Origin of the sequence: Bradyrhizobium sp. AZCC 2176, assembly GCF_036924645.1 — a bacterium.
In the GTDB taxonomy this organism is placed as follows: domain Bacteria; phylum Pseudomonadota; class Alphaproteobacteria; order Rhizobiales; family Xanthobacteraceae; genus Bradyrhizobium.
In genome coordinates, this window is record NZ_JAZHRX010000001.1 from 5,842,827 (window position 1) to 5,862,432 (window position 19,606).

The following is a 19,606-nucleotide window of genomic DNA, read 5'->3' on the forward strand; positions in this document are numbered from 1 at the left end:
ATACAAAATCGCGAAAACAACCCCATGCAAAGTAGAGTTGGGCTAGGTCACAGCGCTCACGCTGGCAGCTAGCTGACGCGCTTCCAGGTCGGCGCCAGCCCCTCGCGCATCGCGAGCCGCCGCAGCGGGCCGAATGAGCCAAGCAGGTGCATGCCTGCAGCGCGCAGCGATTGCATGCCCAGGAAATCGCTGAGCAATGAACGGTTGGCGACATCGATCGCAATCAGCCGGCTCGCGACGTCGGCGCGGCGGGCGGATTGATAGCGCGCCAGCACTGCCGGCGATCCCGGATCTTCCCCGAGCGAGATCGCACTCCCAGCGATGTCGGCGATATCGGCCGCATCGCGCAGTCCCATGTTGAGGCCCTGCGCGCCGATCGGCGGCACCACATGGGCGGACTCGCCGACCAATGCGACGCGGTGGCTGGCGAATTGCGCAGGACGCTCGATCGTCAGCGGAAACAGGTTGCGCCCGGCTTCAACCTCGACGCGGCCGAGAATGGAGTGGGACTGTCTTTCGGCGGCCTCCGACAATTCCTCGTCGCTGAGCGACATCAGCCGCTCGGCTTCCCTGCTCGCCGAGACCCAGACTACGCTGCAGCGGTTGCCGGGCAGGGGCACGAATACGCACGGACCCTGTGGGGTATGAAACTCGGTGGAGATGCCGTTGTGCGGCCGCGAATGGGAAATGTTGAAGGTCAGCGCCGACTGGTGCAGGTCGCGGCGGCTGATCCCGATTCCGGCCGCCTCGCGGGAAGGCGACTGCCGGCCGTCGGCGCCGATCACCAGCCGCGCGGCGATCTGGTCGCCCCTGCTGGTACGGACGGTGACGACCGCATCCTGCGGGTCGATCGTAGCCGCCTCGTCGTCAAATCGGACGAGGTTCGAAAGCCCGCCGGCGCGCTCTTCGAGGGCGACCATCAGCGAGCGGTTGTCGATGTTGTAGCCGAATTGTTCGAGGCCGATCTCCTCCGAGGCGAAGCGCACCTCGGGCGCGCGGATCAGCCGGCCGGTATCATCGACGAGGCGCATGGTCCGCAAGGCGGCAGCCTTGTCGCGGCAGCGGGGCCAGACGTCCAGACGTTCGAGCAGATCGGTGGAAGCTCCGAGCAGCGCCGTGGTGCGGTTGTCGGCATAGGGGACGCGGCGGGCGAGCAGGGCGGTTCTCGCGCCGGTTGCGGCCAGCGCGATTGCTGCAGTCAACCCGGCCGGCCCGCCACCGATCACGGCAGCGTCATAAACTTGCGATGCATCGTTCATATTGGGACAATTGACGTTCGGAGCGGCATTTTCAAGCCATCAACTGGCCGAAATGTTTCCGCCCAATCGCGCGGCGGAACGCCGCAAGCGCCGATATGCAAACCGGAGCGATTCCTGATAGCACTGCCGGAGCAATGGACCAGACCACAGAGCCAGATTCCGCACCCGCGACCGGCCGAATGCGGACCGCAGCATTCGCCGTGCATCTCTTCACGGCCATGGGGGCGGGCATTGCGTTGCTGGCGATGCTGGAGGCCGTGCGCGAGCATTGGGCGAACATGTTCGGCTGGCTTGGCGTCGCCCTGATCGTCGATGCGATCGACGGCCCGCTGGCGCGAAAGCTTGACGTCGTGAGGTTGCAGCCGAACTGGTCGGGCGAGGTGCTCGATCTCGTGGTCGATTTCGTGACCTACGTCTTCGTTCCGGCCTATGCGATCACCGCGAGCGGAATGCTGCTGCCGGTGGCGGCGCCGCTGCTCGGGATCGGCATTATGGTGTCAGGCGCGCTCTATTTCGCAGACCGGCGCATGAAGGCGTCCGACAATCACTTCCGCGGATTTCCGGCGCTGTGGAACGCCGCGGCGTTTTATTTATTCTTGCTGCACTTGCCGCCGGCGCTCTCCACTCTCGGCATTGCAGTTCTGATCGCGCTGACCTTCGCGCCGTTTCATGTGCTGCACCCGATCCGGGTCGTGCGTCTGCGCTGGCTGACTTTGTGGCTGCTTGCCGTCTGGGCCGCGCTTGCGATGTATACGATCGCCTGCGACTTCAACGTGGGTGCTCCCATCGTCGTCGGGCTTTGCGCCATTGCGGCCTACATGGTGGGAAGTGACGCGGTGATCCGGCGAATAAGGTCATTCAGAGCATGATGGAATTGTTAACGAGCCCGGAAGCCTGGGCCGCGCTGCTGACATTGACGGCGCTGGAAGTCGTGCTCGGCATCGATAATGTCATTTTCATTTCGGTGATCGTCTCGCGCATCCCGCCAGCGCAGGCTAAACGCGCACGCCAGATCGGCCTGCTTCTTGCGCTGGTGTTTCGCATCGTCCTGCTCAGCGTGCTGGTGTGGCTGATCGGCCTGACCGAACCGATCATCACGGTGAGAGACGTGGACCTGTCGTGGCGCGACATCATCCTGATCGCCGGCGGCGCATTTCTGATCGCGAAGGCGACGCATGAAATCCACGGCGAAGTCGAGGCGAGCCATGGCGAGCCTGATACTGAACCCAGGGCGAGCGTGTTTTTCTGGGCGATCATGCAGATCATCGTCATCGATATGGTGTTTTCGCTGGACTCGATCATCACGGCGATCGGTATGGCGCAGGACCTGGAAATCATGATCGCGGCCGTCGTCATCGCCTGCGTGATCATGTACATCTCGTCGGGCCCGGTGGCAAAGTTCGTGGCCAATCACCCGACCACCAAGATGCTGGCATTGGCGTTCCTGGTGCTGATCGGCGTGGCGCTGGTCGCCGATGGATTCAAATTCCATATCCCGCGCGGCTACATCTATTTTGCCATGTTGTTTGCGGCCGCGGTTGAACTGTTCAATGTGCTCGCCAGGCGCAACCGCAGGAAGGCCGCCAGATAGCCGGTTTGGACCGATCAGTTGACAAGGCGGCGGCGATGGCTTTCGTTTCGCGGGTCAAGTGGGGTGCTTGAGCAAATACCGAGGGAGAAACTGTCATGACCAAGGCCGTGCGCGTGCACAAAGTAGGGGGTCCGGAAGCCCTGGTGTATGAGGACGTGGACGTGGCGGCACCCGGCCCGGGTGAGGTTCGCCTTCGCCAACATGCCGTCGGCTTGAACTTCATCGACGTCTATTTCCGCACCGGCCTCTACAAGGCGCCGGGGCTGCCGTTCGTCGCGGGCAACGAAGCCGCCGGCGAGGTCGTGGCCGTCGGCCCGGGCGTCACCAATTTTCACCCCGGCGACCGGGTCGCCTACTATTTCACGCTCGGCGGCTACGCCAGCGAGCGGGTGATTCCGGCGGACAAGCTGGTCAAGCTACCCGACCACATCACCTACGAGCAGGGCGCCGTCCTGATGCTGAAGGGGCTGACGGTCTGGTATCTCCTGCACAAGACCTTCAAGGTCGAGCCCGGCCACCGGGTGCTGATCCATGCCGCCGCGGGCGGCATCGGGCTACTCGCCTGCCAGTGGGCAAAGGCGCTCGGCGCGCATGTGATCGGTACCGTGGGCTCCAAGGCGAAAGCCGATCTCGCGCTCGCCAATGGCTGCGACCACGTCATCCTCTACAATGAGGAAGATTTTGTCGCGCGGGTGAAGCAGATCAGCCGCAACGAACTCTGCGATGTCGTCTATGACGGTGTCGGCAAGACCACGTTCCCCGGCTCGCTATCGTGCCTCAGGCCCCGCGGCCTGTTCGTCAGCTTCGGCAACGCTTCCGGCCCTGTACCGCCGTTCCCGCTCGCCGAGCTCAACAATCACGGCTCGCTGTTCGCGACACGGCCGAAGCTCAACGACTACGTCTCTACCCGCAAGGAACTGCTCGAAGGTGCCGACACGCTGTTCGCCGCCGTCATCAACGGCAAGCTCCACGTGCCGATCAACCACGCCTACGCGCTGAAGGATGCCGCCAAGGCGCATATCGAGCTCGAGAGTCGCGCGACGACGGGGGCAGCGATCCTGCGGCCGTGACTCCACCGTCATTCCGGGGCGATGCGCAGCATCGAACCCGGAATCTCGAGGTTCCGGGTTCACGCTACGCGTGCCCCGGAACGACAATGGAAATAATCACGCCACCCTCCTTGCAGCCCCTGCCTTCACCAAAATCGCATCAAGGCAATCGATCATCAGCGATATCTCGTCACGCGTGACGTTGAGCGCCGGCATGAAGCGGAGCGCATCGGGCTGCGGCGAGTTGATGAGGACGCCGTCCGCCAGCGCCTCGGCCACGATGGCGGCACCGATCGGCAGTTTGAGATCGAGCGCCAGCAACAGTCCGCGGCCGCGAACTTCGCCGAGACCATGCCGGGCAGACAGTTTTTGCAGTTCGCTTTCGAGAAACAGGCCGGCATCGGCCACCGCTTTCAGGAATTCCGGCTTTGAAACCTCCTTGAGCACGGCAAGCCCTGCGGCGCACATCAAGGGATTGCCGTTGAAGGTGCCGCCCTGGTCACCGTGCTCGAAGCACGATGCATGCGCGGTCGCAAGCAGGGCCGCCAGCGGCACGCCGCCGCCGATGCCTTTGCCAAGCGTCATGATGTCGGGCTCGATTTCGGCATGTTCGTAGTGAAACAGCTTGCCGGTGCGGCCCATGCCGGTCTGGATCTCGTCGACGATCAGGAGCAGGCCGTGCTCGTTGGTCAGCGCGCGCAACTCTTGCAGGAATTGATCGGTCGCCGGCCAGACGCCGGCTTCGCCCTGGATCGGCTCCAGCATCACGGCGACCGTGTTGTCCGAGATCAGCGCCTTCACGGAATTGAGGTCGTTGAGCTTGGCCTTGCGGAAGCCCGATACTTTCGGCTCGAACAGCGGTTCGAACGCCTTCTTGCCCGATGCCGACATGGTGGCGAGGGTGCGGCCGTGAAATCCGCCTTCGAAGGTGATGATTTCGAACGCGCCGTTCTTGTATTTTGCACCGTACTTCCGCGCGAGCTTGATGGCGCCCTCGTTGGCCTCCGCGCCTGAATTGGCGAAGAAAACCTGATCGAAGCAGCTTCTCTCGACCAACGCCTGGGCCAGCTCGAGGCTGGGGCCGTTGTAGAAGGCGGGACTTGGCGTCAGCAGCCGGTTGGCTTGTGCGGCAAGCGCTTCCGCAACGGCAGGCGGCGAATGGCCGAGCGCGTTGACGGCCCAGCCCTGCACGAAGTCGAGATAGCGTTTGCGGGAGTCGTCCCAGAGATAGGAGCCCGCACCGCGGACGAATACCACCGGCGGGCGAGCGGTAATCTCCATCAGCGCGTCGAACGGATGGGTGGCGTCAGTCATGTCGATCTCCTCTGGGTGGTGCTGGGATGAAAGGCGAGGCCGAAACGCAAGAAGGCCGCACTTTTGAGGGTGCGGCCTTCTCGAAAACTTGGCTGAAACTAGCTGATCAGCGTTGTCGTCGGACACGGCACAACCCATCGTCGCTGGAGCGACGACGCAGGCAGGCGCGGCGGTTGGTCCGGTTCAGTTTCATGGCGATGGCCCATACAGCCGAACGGTGGGCCCTGTCAAGCGGCGTCGAGTGTTTCAAAATCCGGCGACGCTGCCATGCAGGTCGTATTGATCCGCGCGCTCGATCTTCGCCGTCACGATCTCGCCGACCTTCAACGGGCGGCGGCTGGAGAGATAGACCGCGCCGTCGATCTGCGGCGCATCGGCCTTTGAACGTCCCTTGGCGACAGTCGGGCCGACTTCGTCAACGATGATCTGCTGCCTGGTGCCGACCTTGCGCTTCAGACGCCGGGCGGAGATTTTCTGCTGCCGTGCCATCAGCGCGTTCCAGCGCTCCTGCTTGATATCGTCGGGCACGGCGTTGCCGATGGCGTTGGAAGCTGCCCCCGCGACGGGCTCGTATTTGAAGGAGCCGAGACGGTCGATCTCGGCCTCTTCCAGCCAGTCGAGCAGATACGCGAAGTCGGAATCGGTTTCGCCGGGAAAGCCGACAATGAAGGTCGAGCGCAGCGTCAAATCAGGACATTGATCGCGCCACTTCTTGATCCGCGCCAGCGTCTTTTCCTGCGCGGCGGGACGCTTCATGGCTTTGAGGACGTCCGGACTTGCATGCTGGAAGGGAATGTCGAGATAGGGCAGAATCTTGCCCTCGGTCATCAGGCCGATGACTTCGTCGACATGCGGGTAGGGGTAGACATATTGCAGCCGCACCCAAGCTCCGAGGTCGCCGAGTTCTTTGGCGAGGTCGAAGAATTTGGCGCGGACCTGGCGGTCCTTCCACGGGCTGTCGGCATATTTGATGTCGACGCCATAGGCCGACGTATCCTGCGAGATGACAAGCAATTCCTTGACGCCGGCGGTGACGAGCCGTTCCGCCTCGCGCAGAACGTCGTTGGCCGGCCGCGACACCAGGTCGCCGCGCAGTTTCGGGATGATGCAGAAGCTGCAGCGGTTGTTGCAGCCCTCGGAAATCTTCAAGTAAGCGTAGTGCCGCGGCGTCAGCTTGACGCCCTGCGGCGGCACCAGATCCAAATGCGGGTTATGGACCGGCGGCAACGCCCGGTGCACGGCCTCCAGCACGCTCTCATATTGCTGCGGGCCTGATATCGAGAGCACGCCTGGATAGGCAGCCTCGATCTGCTCCGGTTCCGCGCCCATGCAGCCAGTGACGATGACCTTGCCGTTCTCGGCCATCGCCTCGCCGATGGCGCCGAGCGACTCCTGCTTGGCGCTATCGAGGAAGCCGCAGGTGTTGACGATCACGATGTCGGCGCCGTCGTGCTTGCGCGCCAGCTCATAGCCTTCGGCGCGCAGCCGGGTGATGATGCGCTCGGAATCCACCAACGCTTTGGGGCACCCAAGGGAAACAAAGCTGACTTTTGGCGCAGCGGCCTGTTGCATATCTAATCTGCCTGATTGATACGCACGAGCTAGTCCCAATTGCCCATAAATACAAGGCTTTGCGCGCGCTTCTGACGTGCTATGGATGCCCTGCGGGGTTAAGAGTTGACCGATGAACGCTGAGTCGTCGCCGAAAATCGTCATTGTCGACGAAAGCCCGATCAGGGCCGCAATCCTGGAAGAGGGATTGCGGGAGGCGGGCTTTACCGGCGTCGTGCATATCAGCGAAATGCAGAGCCTGTTGGCGCGGATCTATGCCCTCGACCCCGATGTCATCCTGATCGATCTGGAGAACCCCAGCCGCGACGTGCTGGAACAGATGTTCCAGGTCAGTCGCGCGGTGCGGCGGCCGATTGCCATGTTCGTCGACCAGAGCGATGCGGCCTCGATCCAGGCCTCTGTCGATGCCGGCGTTTCCGCCTATATTGTCGATGGCCTGAAGAAGGAGCGGATCAAGCCGATCCTCGACCTCTGCATCTCCCGCTTCAACGCCTTCTCGAAGCTGCAGGACGAGCTTGATCGCACCAAATCCGCGCTCGAAGAGCGCAAGGTGATCGACCGTGCCAAGGGAATCCTGATGAAGGTGAAGGGCCTCACCGAAGACGAGGCCTATGTGCTCATGCGCTCCACCGCGATGCGCGAGAAAAAGAAGATCGGCGAGATTGCGCAGTCGATCCTGACCGCCTCGGAGCTGCTGAAATGACCACACCGCTGCATATCGGTTTCATTCCGCTGGTCGATGCCGCCGCGCTGATCATCGCCGTCGACAAGGGCTTTGCGGCCGCCGAAGGGCTCGATGTGACGCTGGTGCGCGAAGTGTCATGGTCCAATGTCCGCGACAAGCTCAATATCGGCCTGTTCGACGCCGCCCATCTGCTGGCGCCGGTGGCGATCGCCTCCAGTCTCGGGCTCGGACACGTCAAGGTGCCGATCGTGGCGCCGTTCAACCTCGGCCTCAACGGCAATGCGATCACGGTGTCGCCGGCGCTGCATGCCGCAATCATGAGCGAGATCGAGGGCGATGCTGCCGATCCCATGGCCACCGCACTGGCGCTTGCCCGCGTCGTGGCGATCAGGCGCAAGAGCGGCGTGGAACCGCTGACCTTCGGCATGACGTTCCCGTTCTCCACCCACAATTACCAGCTCCGGTTCTGGATGGCGGCGGGCGGGGTCGATCCCGACGAGGACGTTCGTCTGGTCGTATTGCCGCCGCCCTACATGGTAGACAGCCTCGCCAATGGGCATGTGGATGCGTTCTGCGTCGGCGCGCCCTGGAACTCGGTTGCGGTCGATCTCGGCGTCGGCCACATCCTGCATTTCGTCTCTGATATCCTGGTGCGCGCGGCAGAAAAGGTTCTCGCGGTCAGGCAAAGCTGGTCGGAAAAGAATTCGGGGGCGCTGGCTGCCCTGATCCGGGCGGCTTCCCACGCCGCCGAATACATCGAGGATCCCGGCAACCGCGCCGAGACGGCGCATGTCCTGTCGCGGCCCGATCGGCTCGGCGTCGGCGCCGAGGTGATCCAGCGCACCCTCGACGGCCGCCTGAAGATTTCACCCGACGGCCAGCGGCGTGAGAGCGGCCGCTATCTCCTGGTTGGGCGCGAGGGCGCAGCCCGGCCCGATCCCGCACAGGCCGCATGGCTCTACGCGCAGATGGTGCGCTGGGGGCAGACGGAGATGCGGCCGGAAGCGCTCCGGATCGCCATGGAGGTCTTCAGGCCGGACCTCTACGACGCCGCCATGGGGCAGCAAGGCAAGGCGCCCAGCGCCTCCGACGCCATCGGCGCCTTTGCCGGTCCTGCGTTTGACCCCAGCGACATCGCCGGCCATCTGGCGGCTTTCAAAATTGGGCATTGGAAGCCTTGAGCCAAGCCTGTGAAGCAACATTAGGCAAAAGTCGTAGCCGCCTAATTGCTGGGCAATTTGCACACGACGCGGCAATGAAGCAGGCTTCATAGTTTCGAGATCGTCCTCGGAACAGCTTGAAATACCAAGACATTCTTTTTGAGCCGGACTGGCACGCAACTTGTATGTTGCAGTGCGGTCGGCTCGTCGCTGAAGCCTGCTGACCTACGTCCAAGATGGATTTCCGCAGCAACGAAGCTGGTCGGACCGCATCCCAGAATCACAGCCCGGCGACGCGCCGAGCCGATTTTCTGAAGCGGTCCATCCCCATTCGTTGACGCCACCATTCGTGGCCGCAGGAGCTTCGTCGCGCACCATGAAGATCGAAACGCTCACAGTCGACTTTACCGACGAGCAGAAGCGCTACCTTGAAGGCTTCACCACCGGTCTGCAGATCAGCCGGGTCGGGCGGGGCCTTGGCGGCAGCGCCAGCAAGGCGAATGCCGAGCCGACCGGACCAGATGCCGCGCATATCAAGGCGCAGGACAAGGTCACGGCATCCGGCAAAAAGCTCGCCGACCCGGAAAAATTCAAGCGCGAGGAGCATCCGTTCGATGCCTATCCCCGGCTGAAGCAGCAGGCGCTCGACAACGCGCCGCCGAATCCCGCAGATAATTTCCGCTGGCGCTATTACGGCCTGTTCTACGTGGCGCCGGCGCAGGATTCCTACATGTGCCGGTTGCGGATTCCGAACGGCATTCTGAAGCACTGGCAGCTTTCGGGTCTTGCCGATCTCGCCGAAAAACTGTGCGGACCGTTTTGCCACGTCACCACGCGGGCCAATCTGCAGGTGCGCGAGATCCCGCCGAAGCACGCGGTGGCGCTGATCGAAGGTATCCAGGACCTGGGCCTGTGTTCGCGCGGCACCGGCGCCGACAACATCCGCAACGTCACGGGTACGCCGACGGCCGGGATCGATCCGCAGGAACTGCTGGACACCCGCGAATATGCGCGGGAGTGGCACTATCACATTCTCAATGACCGCTCGCTGTACGGGCTGCCGCGCAAGTTCAACGTCGCCTTCGACGGCGCCGGCAAGATCGCGGTGCTGGAAGACACCAACGACATCGCGTTTTCCGCGGTCGAAGTGAAAGATGGCTTCGGCGTCGAGCCCGGCGTCTGGTTTCGCCTGGGGCTTGGTGGCATCACCGGCCACAGGGATTTTGCCAAATACGGCGACATCATCGTCAAGCCGGCCGATGCGACAAAAGTGTCGGATGCCATCGTGCGCATCTTCATCGATCTCGGCGACCGCACGAACCGCAACAAGGCGCGGCTGAAATACGTGCTCGACGCAATGGGGCACGACAAGTTTCTTGCGCTGGTCGAGGAGCGGCTCGGCAAACCCTTCACCCTCGTGCCGCCGGAAGCACTTGCCCCGCGGCCGGCCTTCGACCGCATGGCGCATATCGGGGTGCACAAGCAGAAGCAGGAGGGATTGAACTGGATCGGCGTGTCGCTGCCGCTCGGCAAAGTCACCTGCGATCAGATGCGCGGGCTGGCAAAGATCGCGCAGGATCTCGGCGACGGCGATATCCGCCTGACGGTCTGGCAGAACCTTCTTATTCCGGGCGTGCGCGACGGGAATGTCGAACTCGCCATCGCGGCCATCAGAAAAATCGGGTTGGCGGTCGAGGCCTCGCAAATTCGTGCCGGGTTGATCGCCTGTACCGGCAATGCCGGATGCCGGTTTGCAGCGTCGAACACCAAGCGGCATGCCGCCGAGATCGGTGACTGGTGCGAGCCGCGCGTCAACATCGACACGCCGCTCAACATCCACGTCACCGGCTGCCATCATTCCTGCGCGCAGCATTACATCAGCGATATAGGGCTGATCGCGGCGAAGGTGGATGTCGGCGAGGACGTCGATCCCGTCGAGGGCTATCACTTGTTCACCGGCGGTGGCTTTGGTCCCGACGCCGATGTCGGGCAGGAGATCTATCACGACCTCAAGGCGGAAGACGCGCCGAAGACGGTCGAGAGATTGCTGAAGGCCTATCTCGCGCACCGTTCCTCGCCCGAAGAAACCTTCCTGACGTTTGCGCGCCGCCATGACGGCGAGACGCTGCGCAAGCTGGCCGATGCGGAGGTGTCGTCATGAACCAGATCACGCCGCCGCCCAAGATCGAGATCATTCCCTCGAGTGCGCCGTTCTCCGAGGCACAGCGTTCCTGGCTCAATGGGTTCTTTGCCGGCCTGCTGTCGGACGCCCCGACGCCGCTGTCGGCCGAGCAGGGCGCCGCCGTCATGCAGGGCGCCGGCGATGGCGATGACGGCGAAGCGCCTTGGCACGACCAGACCATGCCGATGGCCGACCGTATGAAGCTTGCGGAAGGCCGCCCGTTGCGGCGGCGCATGATGGCGGCGATGGCGCAGCAGGATTGCGGCCAGTGCGGCTACGACTGTCACAACTATTCGGAAGCGATCGCAAGCAAGAGCGAAGCGCGCCTCAACCTTTGTGTCCCCGGCGGCAAGGAAACCGCGCGGATGCTGAAGTCGCTCTATGAGGAGATCGACAAGACGCCGGCCGCGGCCGTATCGGCGCCTACCGCCGCACCGGCTGCGCTTGCGGCCGTGGCCGAGCCCGGACGCTCGCGCGATAATCCGATTACGGCGACCTTCCTGTCGCGGCGTCTCCTGAACAAGGCGGGGTCGGAAAAGGAGACCTGGCACATCGAGTTCGATCTGTCCGGCTGCGGCCTCGATTATGTCGTCGGCGATTCCTTCGGCATTTTCGCCCGCAACGATGTTGGCCTGGTAGACCAGATCATCGCGCTGCTCGGCGCCTCCCATACCACCAAGGTGAACGGCAAGACGCTGCGCGAAGCCTTGATCGACGACGTCTCGCTGTCGCCGGCGCCGGACTCCCTGTTCGAACTGATCTCCTTCATCACCGGCGGCGCCACGCGCGAGAAGGCGAGGGCGCTGGCGCAGGGCGAGGACCCAGACGGCGATGCGGCGACGCTCGACGTGATGGCGGTGCTGCAGAAATTCTCCGGCGTACGCCCGCACCCCGAGGCCTTTGTCGAGGCGCTCGAACCGCTGCAGCCGCGGCTCTATTCCATCTCATCGTCGCACAACGCGACCCCCGGAAAACTGTCGCTGACGGTCGACTGCGTGCGCTACGTGATCAACAAGCGCAAACGCCTGGGCCTGGCTTCCACGTTCCTCGCCGAGCGCATCAATCCTGGCGACGAGTTGAAAGTCTATGTGCAGAAGGCCCATGGCTTCGCGCTGCCGCAGGATCCCAAGACGCCGATCATCATGATCGGGCCCGGCACCGGCGTGGCGCCGTTCCGCGCCTTCCTGCTCGATCGCCGTGCTACCGGCGCGCCCGGCAAGAACTGGCTGTTCTTCGGCCATCAGCGCAGCGACTGCGATTTCTTCTATGCCGACGAACTCAATGCGTTGAAGACATCGGGTCTGCTGACACGGTTGTCGCTGGCGTGGTCGCGCGACGGCGACAAGAAGTTCTACGTGCAGGACCGCATGCGCGAGGTCGGCCGAGAATTGTGGACCTGGCTTGCCGAGGGCGCCAACATCTATGTCTGCGGCGACGCCAAGCGGATGGCCAAGGACGTCGAGCGCGCCCTGGTCGATATCGTCGCGCAGTTTGGCGCTCGAACCACCGACGAGGCCGTCAGCTTTGTCGGGGAACTCAAGAAGAAGGGCCGGTTCCAGCAGGACGTTTATTAGGCGTGGATTTGTTTACGCGGGGCACAGCCTAATTGACGCAAGTTGAACGAATGTGAGGCATGCGCCTGGCCCTGAGAGTATCCGGAATGTGATTTCGGTTGTCTCGCCAGCGCTTATATTTGTTTGGCCGAGACCAAGCAGCAATGACTACGATGTCGAAGGAAATCCTCACGATCGACGTGCTGTAGTTTGATGGGGCTTGTGTCAATCGCTGGCTCACTCGACCGGCGAATCAGCCACCGGTTATCTCGTGATGCCTGTCGGATTGTAATATGAGATCAAGGTGCTTCTCGTTCACCGCGGGCTTGGCTCTTCTGTTCGTCTTCCTGCCCGGTCCGGCGCGAGTGGCCATGACAGACTTGGACTTGAGCTTGGACTTGAGCTCACGGGTTCGGGACATTATGGCGGAAAATTTCGCGCCGGAAGCGACGGCCAACGATGCCGGCGGGCTCGCATCCGCCGTATACGTCGCGGGCCACGTCCAGTTCTTCAACTACGGCCTCGCCGATCAAGCCGGCAAGCGGCCGATCACACCGGACACGCTGTTCAACATTGCGTCGGTGCGCAAGGTGTTTGAGGCTGCGCTGGTCGCGCTCGGAACGCTGCGCGGCGAGATAAGGCTGGACGATCCGGTCAACAAGTACGTCCCCGAATTGAACGGCGACTATATTCGTCGGGTCACGATTGGCGAGCTTGCGACCCATACTTCCGGCCTGTTGCTGGCGACGGATCACCCACCATGGCCCAACGAGTCATACTCGTTGGGCCAATTTCTCGACATGCTCAACGCCTGGACGCCGCAGGCGGGCGAACAGCCGGGCAAGCAACGCATCTACACTCATGCCGGTTACGTGCTGCTGCAGCTAGCGCTCGAGCGTCGGTATGGGGTTCCAATTAGTCAGCTCATCGAAAATCGGATCCTGAGGCCGCTAGGGATGAGTTCGACGCTGCTTCCCGAACGCGGACCGGACGACCGTGCCGTCATGCGTCCCGAATTCATGCAGCGCGTCGTCCAGGGCTATTCCGATGACGGCACGCCGATCGGTCCGCCGGGCAACCAGCAGAGCTTTTATGATTTCCCTGGGAGCGGGCAGATGTTCTCGTCGGCGCGGGATCTCGCCATTTTTCTCACCGCCTGCCTCGGCGGTGGAGCGGTTGATCCGCAATTGCGCGAAGCGCTGCAGATGACTCAGCGTGAAATGTTCCGTTTCAACGAGAAGTTCGGACAAGCGATGGCGTGGGAGAATGTCGACGCGGACGGAGTAGGCGTCGTTGACAAACCGGGCGGGCTCAACAACGCGTCGGCCTATGTCGGGCTCGTACCGGAGCATAAGGTCGGCGTGGTTCTGCTCGCGAACCGCGGCGACTTTGGGCATGAAATCGCCCGCTACCGTGTGCTTCCGGCACTGTCGCGATTGGAACCCAACCTGCCAGCTCACTGATTGGGTTCCAGCTAGCTCAAATCGGCCCGAATAATATTCTCGCTGAAATCGGGACGCGGAGAATTTTCCCCTCGAAATGGAGTGCGCCGGAGCGCCCATATCGCTATTTCGGCGGATATCTTGAATCCGGGTACAAACGATATTCCATATGCAGTCCATGCCGCGTTGGAGATCGATGATGCGCGAATTATCGGCGGAAGCCCGCCTGCACCTTTACGCTCGCTCGGTATCCCGCCGTTCCGGCACCGGGTTGCACACCGCCGCGCTCTACAGCGCGTTCGCGCTTATTGCCGCCATCGTGTTCGGCACGCTCTCGGTTCATCCGTTCTAGGAGTTACAGCACCGTCTTGAACGGCGCGACTGCGATCCCCGCATCCTTCAACGCCTGACGCACGCCGCGCGCGATCTCGACCGCACCCGGCGTGTCGCCGTGAATGCACACGGTGTCGGTCCGCATCTTGATGACCTTGCCGGTGACTGAGACGACTGCGCCGTCCTGCACCATCCGCACCACGCGGTCGGCGATCTCTTTCGCGTCATGCAGCACGGCGCCCAGCTTCTTGCGCGACACCAGCGAGCCGTTGTCTTCATAGGCGCGGTCGGCAAACACCTCGTGCACCATCGGCAAGTTGGCGGCTTCGCCCGCCTGCACCAGCTTGGAATTGGCGAGCACCACGAAAATCAGATTGGGGTCGACGGCCTTGATGCCGTTGGCGATGGCCTTCGCGGTCATGTCGTCCTCACAGGCGACATTGGAGAGCGCGCCATGCGCCTTGACATGCGTGACCTTGTGGCCAGCCGCGGTCGCAATCGCCTGCAACGCGCCGATCTGGTAGGCGATGAGGTTCTCGATCTCCGATGACTTCAGGCCGGGAATCGGCCGACGTCCGAAGCCATGCAGGTCGCGATACCCGGGATGCGCGCCGACGCTGACGCCGCGCGCCTTCGCCAATTCGACCGTGCGGCGCATGATGTCGGCATCGCCGGCATGAAAGCCGCAGGCGACGTTGACCGACGTCGCAAGCTCGATCATCGCGGCGTCGTTGCCCATTTCCCACGCACCAAATCCTTCGCCGAGATCGCAATTGAGATCGATGGTTGTCATGGTACTGGTCCGCTTCTCGTGAGTGGATTGGTTGATCAGTCCGGGCCCGCTATGTCGGCCAGAGATACGGCGTGCCAGGTTCCGGCATCGACCGCGCTGACGGCATGGCCCGCGACATTGGCATCGTGCAGCGCATCGATGTTGAGATCAACGCTTTCGATGGCCCGCAACCGCTCGGGCAGGGTGCGCAGCAGCTCCGCAAATTTGCGCGCCTCCGCCTGCGCTTCCGCCATGCTGACGGCCCGAAAGCGAAAGGCGCGCCCGGCCGGGATCTGCGCAAATCGTCCGAAGTCGGCTGAAATCACGGTTGCGATCTTGGGATAGCCGCCGCTGGTGCCGCGATCGCGCATCAGCACGATCGGCTGGCCGTTGCCGGGCACCTGCAGGCTGCCGTTGACGGTACCGTCGGAGACGATGTTGTGGCCGTGGAGATGCCTGAGCACGGGGCCCTCGAGCCGGTAGCCCATGCGGTCGCTGGTCGCCGAGATCTTCCACTCGCTGTCGAGAAGGAGTTTTTTGGTCGCATCGGCGAATTCGTCATCCTGCGGTCCCCACACCACGCGGATCGGTGCGTCGCTTGCCGCCGGCAACTCGATCCGCCGTTCCGGCGCGCCGCTTGCCGTCTTCGTCTGTAGTTCATCGCCGGCCTGCAGCGGCCGGGGGTAGGGGCTGCCTAGCCCTGCGCGCGCATTGACGGCGAGGCTGCCGAACATCGGCTCGCCGGCAATGCCGCCTTCGATTGCGAGATAGCTGAACGAGCCGCCGCGGGCAAAACCGAGCGTCAGCGTCTGGCCATCGGCAAGCGTTGCGGAAGTATCCGATGCCAGGGGCCGTCCTGCGATATCGGCATTGCGCGGGGCTCCCGCCAGTGCGACGCGCACCGCGCCGCCGCGGGCGGTGAACTTTGCCCCGAACGGACCGACCTCGACGGCCGCCGTGAACGGTTCATTGCCAACCAGCGCATTGGCGGCCGCCAGCGCCAGCCGATCCATCGCGCCGCTTGGCACCAGGCCGTAACGCTGGGCGCCGGGACGTCCGCCGTCCTGTACCGAACTTGCCGGGCCGATCGATGCAATGACGAGCTTGCTCATGAGGCGATCTGCTCGGCAATGAAGTCACCGGCCTCGGCGGCCCGGTCCTGTTCCGCGAAAGTCTTGGCATCGACAGGTATAAAGGTGACATTGTCGCCCGGCTCCAGCAGGAAAATCGGGTCGCGGTGAAGCTGGTAGGTGCGGACCGCGGTCCGTCCCAGAAGGTGCCAGCCGCTGGGACCTGCGAGGCATTGCACGCCGGTCTGTACCCCGCCGATCGAGATGGTGCCGGCCGGCGTCAGCAAGCGCGGATTCTGCCGCCGCGGCATATGCAGGGTATCCGTAAGCCCGCTGAGATAGGACCAGCCGGGCGTAAATCCGATCATGGCGACCCGGTAGTCGCCGGCGACATGCCGCGCTACGACCTCGTCGGGCGTGGTGTTGAGGGTTTTTGCGACATCCTCGAGGTCGATGCCGTGCTCGCCGCCATAAACGACCGGGATGCGCCAGCGCCGGGTCTTTGTCGTCGCCGGTACCGGCCGCTGCGCGAGCGCAAGAATCTTTTCGCCGAGCTTGTCGAAATCGATTTGCTCGGGATCGTAATGGACCAACAGCGAACGATAGGTCGGCACGGTCTCGGTAACACCCGTGACCGGCTCGGCGGTCATTGCACGGTCAAGCGCCAACACCCGCCGGTTGGCGGCATCGTCGATGTTGCGGCTGAATTCCACCGTGATGGCGCTGTCGCCACTCGGCAAAAGGCGGGGCGGGGGAAGCGTCGCGGCCATGGCCTCGTTACTGTCTCGCAGCTTCGGCTTTTGGTTTTGAGCATGATCTCTCCGGAAAACCGGTACCCACTTTTCCGGATCATGCTCTGTGCTAGGCACAAGCTGTAGCGTGTTTTGGGCGGGAGTGGAATTCGCTTCGCGCGAAATCAGCCTGTAAGTTCAATAAATTAATCTGCATGCCGACGATAAGATGTTGTGATCGCGCTCCTTTCCGCGAGCCCTTGACGTGACATCCGCGCTTCGCAAGATGCGCTACCTTTCATCCATCTCTCCGGAGCCCGCATTCCAGATGTCCCTGTCCCCCGAAGCCCTCGCAACCCTCTCCGGCGTGTCCACCGCCACCATCACCACCGTGCTGCTCAAGAAGGGCCTGCGAAACGTCTGGATGCGCGGCACCAAGCCACTGCGGCCCGGGCAGCCTCGACTGGTCGGACCGGCCTTTACGCTGCGCTTCGTGCCTGCGCGCGAAGATCTGGCAACACCTGAGTCGTGGTCATCGCCGATTTCGACCCGCACCGCGATTGAGGCAATGCCGAAAGGCTGCATCGCCGTGGTCGACGCCATGGGCGTTACCGACGCCGGCATCTTCGGCGATATTCTCTGCGCGCGCATGGTCAAGCGCGGCGTTGCCGCGCTGATCACCGATGGCGTGGTGCGTGACGTCGAAGGCGTGCTCGGCACCAATTTGCCCGTGTGGTGCGACGGCTTCGCGGCGCCGCCGTCGGTGGCCGGGCTGACTTTCGTCGGCTGGGGCGAACCGATCGGCTGCGGCGGGGTTGCCGTGTTTCCAAACGATATCATCGTCGCCGACCAGGACGGCGCGGTGCTGATCCCGCAGGCGCTGCTCGACCATGTGTTGGCCGAAGGGCCGGAGCAGGAGCGCATGGAAGCCTGGATCGTCAACGAGGTGAATAACGGCGCGGCATTGCCCGGCCTCTATCCGATGAACGCCGAGACCAAGGCGCGCTACGCGGCCAGCAAGAAATAACCCGAGAAAAAGGAGACAACTCCATGGATATCCACCTCGCGGGTTCCCGGCCGACGCGCCGGGCGCCGCCGGAATATTTCACCGGCACGGTGCTGCAGGATCCGATCATCGCAACGGAGTCGCCGGCGCGTTTGGTCTCCACTCGCGTCGCCTTCGAACCGGGTGCGCGAACGGCGTGGCATACGCATCCCCTGGGCCAGACCCTATACGTAATCTCAGGTGTTGGCCGCGTGCAGGCCAAGGGCGGACCGGTCCGCGAAATCCGGCCCGGCGACGTGGTCTGGATCCCGCCGAACGAAAAGCACTGGCACGGCGCGTCGCCCACCAACGGCATGACCCATATCGCCATGCAGGAAGCGTTCGATGGAAGCTACGTCACCTGGATGGAGCATGTGACCGATGCGGAGTATTCCGTGAAGGTCGGCTGAACTCCTGCCGCTTCACATGCGTTGCGCGGTCCAGGTGCCTGAGCACAGGGCTGCGCGCCATGTGCCCGATCCTGACGCGCCGGTGAGAACGCCGGAGCCGACCGCGCGCTTCATGCCGCTTGCAAGCGTCACATGGATGGCGCCCGCTTCGGCGACGCGGCCGGACGCCGTTACGGTCGCGCTGTTCGAGGCGACCTGGCCGTTGTTGATTCCGATCGAGACCGACGCGCCGCTGCTGCAGGCGGCATTCGACGAGGTGATCTGCACATTCCAGGCGCCGTCGAACGTCGCGGCTGCGGATGGTGTCGCAAGGCCCAGTGCCGCGAGCAGCGAAACGACTACGACGGATTTCCGAGACTTTATCATGACGTGCCCCCTTTGGTTTGGACACGATCACGCTCTCACATCGGTTCCATGTCGACTGTGACTGTCATCACGGGTCAGCGCACAGTGAAGAGCCCCGCGTTGCGGCGGGGCTCTGGTTGATTGCACAGCGATGCTTGCCAATCAGTTGATGCGGGTCCAGGTCTGGCCGCCGCAGAACATGCCGCCGAAGGCGCAGCCCTGAACGCGCAGACTGTCGGTGCCCTTGAGGGCGATCGTCGAATCGTAGGTGCTGCCGGTATTCGGATCGAAGATCCGGCCGCTCCACTTGTCCTTGCCGGGCTTCATGTTGATCAGGACCTGCTCGCTGTTCTGGTTCGACTTCTTGTCGACGGAATAGCCGCAGAGATTGGGGCCACACTGTTCGATCCGCACCTTGCCTTCCTTCTCCTCCGTCAGCCACACGCCGAGCGGTGAGCTCGCAGATGATGGCGTCGAAGCTGCCGGAGCGGCAGCCTGCTTCTGTTGCGGCGGCGGTGGCGCTGGCGCAGCAACGGGAGCCGGCGCCGGCGCCGGCGGCGCAGCCGGAGCGGCCTGAGGGGCAGCGGGCGCTGCTGGGGCAGGCGCGGCCGCATCAGCCGGCGTAGCAGCCGCCGTAGTGGTCGACGGCGTGGCCGCTGTCGCGGCCGGAGCAGGGGCTGCAGGTGCTGGCGCCACCACAGGAGCGGCCGCTTGGTCAGTCGGTGCCGGCGCGGCCGGCGGTGGCGTTGTCTCGGGCGCGGCCTGCGGGGCGGTCCTTGCCTGTTGCGGCACCTTCTTGCCCGGACGATCAAGATCGCCTTCCTCGCCGCGCGCGCGTTTGCCCTTCTTGCCGGTGTTGTCGTAGACGCCGGGAATGGAAACGGTGCCACGATCGGGATCGATGGTAATGGTGCGGCCGCCATACTCGAAACTGTACTGGGCCTGCGCGGTGGTGAGGCTGCTCGCCAGCAACAGCACGGCGATAGCGAGACACTTCTTCATTATGACGACCTCCTGAGCAGGGAATCCCATCCCCGAAGCTACTACGCAACAGTAGCTTCCCTCAAAGTGATCCAGATCACTTTCAAACTAT

General features: G+C 63.3%; 19 protein-coding genes. 11 read left to right on the top strand and 8 right to left on the bottom strand.

Annotation, left to right across the window (positions count from 1 at the left end; all coding sequences use genetic code 11):
- Positions 1–68: 68 nt before the first annotated feature.
- Entirely contained in the window at positions 69–1,259 is a 1,191-nt protein-coding gene (locus tag V1288_RS27475) for a UbiH/UbiF family hydroxylase (RefSeq protein ID WP_334360005.1), read from the bottom strand.
- 134 nt (positions 1,260–1,393) lie between these two features.
- Between V1288_RS27475 and pcsA the strand changes: the two genes are divergently transcribed.
- From pcsA to V1288_RS27490, 3 genes are all read left to right on the top strand, one after another.
- The gene (gene pcsA, locus V1288_RS27480; RefSeq protein ID WP_334360006.1) at positions 1,394–2,128 is read left to right on the top strand and encodes a phosphatidylcholine synthase; all 735 of its coding nucleotides are present in this window, start codon (positions 1,394–1,396) and stop codon (positions 2,126–2,128) included.
- A complete protein-coding gene (locus V1288_RS27485) occupies positions 2,125–2,850 on the top strand; it encodes a TerC family protein (protein ID WP_334360007.1) in 726 nt (241 codons plus the stop codon). Before pcsA ends, V1288_RS27485 begins: the two co-directional genes overlap by 4 nt.
- Before the next feature lie 95 nt (positions 2,851–2,945).
- Positions 2,946–3,920, top strand: coding sequence for a quinone oxidoreductase family protein (locus V1288_RS27490; RefSeq protein WP_334360008.1), 975 nt, complete (start codon positions 2,946–2,948; stop codon positions 3,918–3,920).
- Positions 3,921–4,016: 96 nt separating this feature from the next.
- Here the strand turns inward: V1288_RS27490 and V1288_RS27495 are convergent, their stop codons facing one another.
- Together V1288_RS27495 and rimO are read right to left on the bottom strand one after the other, a co-directional pair.
- Positions 4,017–5,213, bottom strand: a complete 1,197-nt coding sequence (locus tag V1288_RS27495; protein WP_334360009.1) for an acetylornithine transaminase — start codon at positions 5,211–5,213, stop codon at positions 4,017–4,019.
- A gap of 246 nt (positions 5,214–5,459) precedes the next feature.
- Positions 5,460–6,785, bottom strand: a complete 1,326-nt coding sequence (gene rimO / locus V1288_RS27500; protein ID WP_334360010.1) for a 30S ribosomal protein S12 methylthiotransferase RimO — start codon at positions 6,783–6,785, stop codon at positions 5,460–5,462.
- Between the two features lie 112 nt (positions 6,786–6,897).
- On the opposite strand from rimO, the gene V1288_RS27505 reads away from it, so the two are divergent.
- The 6 genes from V1288_RS27505 to V1288_RS27530 all read left to right on the top strand — a co-directional run bounded on the left by V1288_RS27505 (position 6,898) and on the right by V1288_RS27530 (position 14,159).
- Positions 6,898–7,488, top strand: a complete 591-nt coding sequence (locus tag V1288_RS27505) for an ANTAR domain-containing response regulator (protein ID WP_334360011.1) — start codon at positions 6,898–6,900, stop codon at positions 7,486–7,488.
- On the top strand, positions 7,485–8,651 hold the full coding sequence (locus tag V1288_RS27510; RefSeq protein WP_334360012.1) for a CmpA/NrtA family ABC transporter substrate-binding protein: 1,167 nt from the start codon (positions 7,485–7,487) through the stop codon (positions 8,649–8,651). The genes V1288_RS27505 and V1288_RS27510 overlap by 4 nt, the downstream gene beginning before the upstream one ends.
- A 355-nt stretch (positions 8,652–9,006) precedes the next feature.
- Positions 9,007–10,791: a NirA family protein gene (locus V1288_RS27515; RefSeq protein ID WP_334360013.1), complete on the top strand. Its 1,785-nt coding sequence runs from the start codon at positions 9,007–9,009 to the stop codon at positions 10,789–10,791.
- Positions 10,788–12,386 carry a sulfite reductase subunit alpha gene (locus V1288_RS27520; RefSeq protein ID WP_334360014.1) on the top strand — a complete coding sequence of 533 codons (1,599 nt, stop codon included), beginning with the start codon at positions 10,788–10,790 and terminating at the stop codon, positions 12,384–12,386. The genes V1288_RS27515 and V1288_RS27520 overlap by 4 nt, the downstream gene beginning before the upstream one ends.
- A gap of 305 nt (positions 12,387–12,691) precedes the next feature.
- The gene (locus tag V1288_RS27525) at positions 12,692–13,828 is read left to right on the top strand and encodes a serine hydrolase (protein ID WP_334360015.1); all 1,137 of its coding nucleotides are present in this window, start codon (positions 12,692–12,694) and stop codon (positions 13,826–13,828) included.
- A 178-nt stretch (positions 13,829–14,006) separates the two neighbouring features.
- Positions 14,007–14,159: a hypothetical protein gene (locus tag V1288_RS27530; RefSeq protein WP_247777853.1), complete on the top strand. Its 153-nt coding sequence runs from the start codon at positions 14,007–14,009 to the stop codon at positions 14,157–14,159.
- A 3-nt stretch (positions 14,160–14,162) separates the two neighbouring features.
- On the opposite strand, the gene V1288_RS27535 is transcribed toward V1288_RS27530, so the two are convergent.
- From V1288_RS27535 to pxpB, 3 genes are read right to left on the bottom strand one after another with little or no spacing between them, the layout of a single operon-like run.
- Positions 14,163–14,933 carry a LamB/YcsF family protein gene (locus tag V1288_RS27535; protein ID WP_334360016.1) on the bottom strand — a complete coding sequence of 257 codons (771 nt, stop codon included), beginning with the start codon at positions 14,931–14,933 and terminating at the stop codon, positions 14,163–14,165.
- A 35-nt stretch (positions 14,934–14,968) separates the two neighbouring features.
- Complete coding sequence (locus V1288_RS27540; protein ID WP_334360017.1) at positions 14,969–16,024, bottom strand: biotin-dependent carboxyltransferase family protein; 1,056 nt, start codon at positions 16,022–16,024, stop codon at positions 14,969–14,971.
- On the bottom strand, positions 16,021–16,752 hold the full coding sequence (pxpB, locus tag V1288_RS27545) for a 5-oxoprolinase subunit PxpB (protein WP_334360018.1): 732 nt from the start codon (positions 16,750–16,752) through the stop codon (positions 16,021–16,023). Before pxpB ends, V1288_RS27540 begins: the two co-directional genes overlap by 4 nt.
- Positions 16,753–17,041: 289 nt before the next feature.
- Between pxpB and V1288_RS27550 the strand changes: the two genes are divergently transcribed.
- Positions 17,042–17,740, top strand: coding sequence for a ribonuclease activity regulator RraA (locus tag V1288_RS27550; protein ID WP_334360019.1), 699 nt, complete (start codon positions 17,042–17,044; stop codon positions 17,738–17,740).
- A gap of 23 nt (positions 17,741–17,763) precedes the next feature.
- Complete coding sequence (locus V1288_RS27555) at positions 17,764–18,168, top strand: (R)-mandelonitrile lyase (RefSeq protein WP_334360020.1); 405 nt, start codon at positions 17,764–17,766, stop codon at positions 18,166–18,168.
- A gap of 12 nt (positions 18,169–18,180) precedes the next feature.
- Here the strand turns inward: V1288_RS27555 and V1288_RS27560 are convergent, their stop codons facing one another.
- Both V1288_RS27560 and V1288_RS27565 read right to left on the bottom strand, forming a co-directional pair.
- Positions 18,181–18,534, bottom strand: coding sequence for a hypothetical protein (locus V1288_RS27560; protein WP_334360021.1), 354 nt, complete (start codon positions 18,532–18,534; stop codon positions 18,181–18,183).
- A gap of 141 nt (positions 18,535–18,675) precedes the next feature.
- Entirely contained in the window at positions 18,676–19,515 is an 840-nt protein-coding gene (locus V1288_RS27565) for a DUF2147 domain-containing protein (RefSeq protein ID WP_334360022.1), read from the bottom strand.
- Positions 19,516–19,606 lie beyond the last annotated feature (91 nt).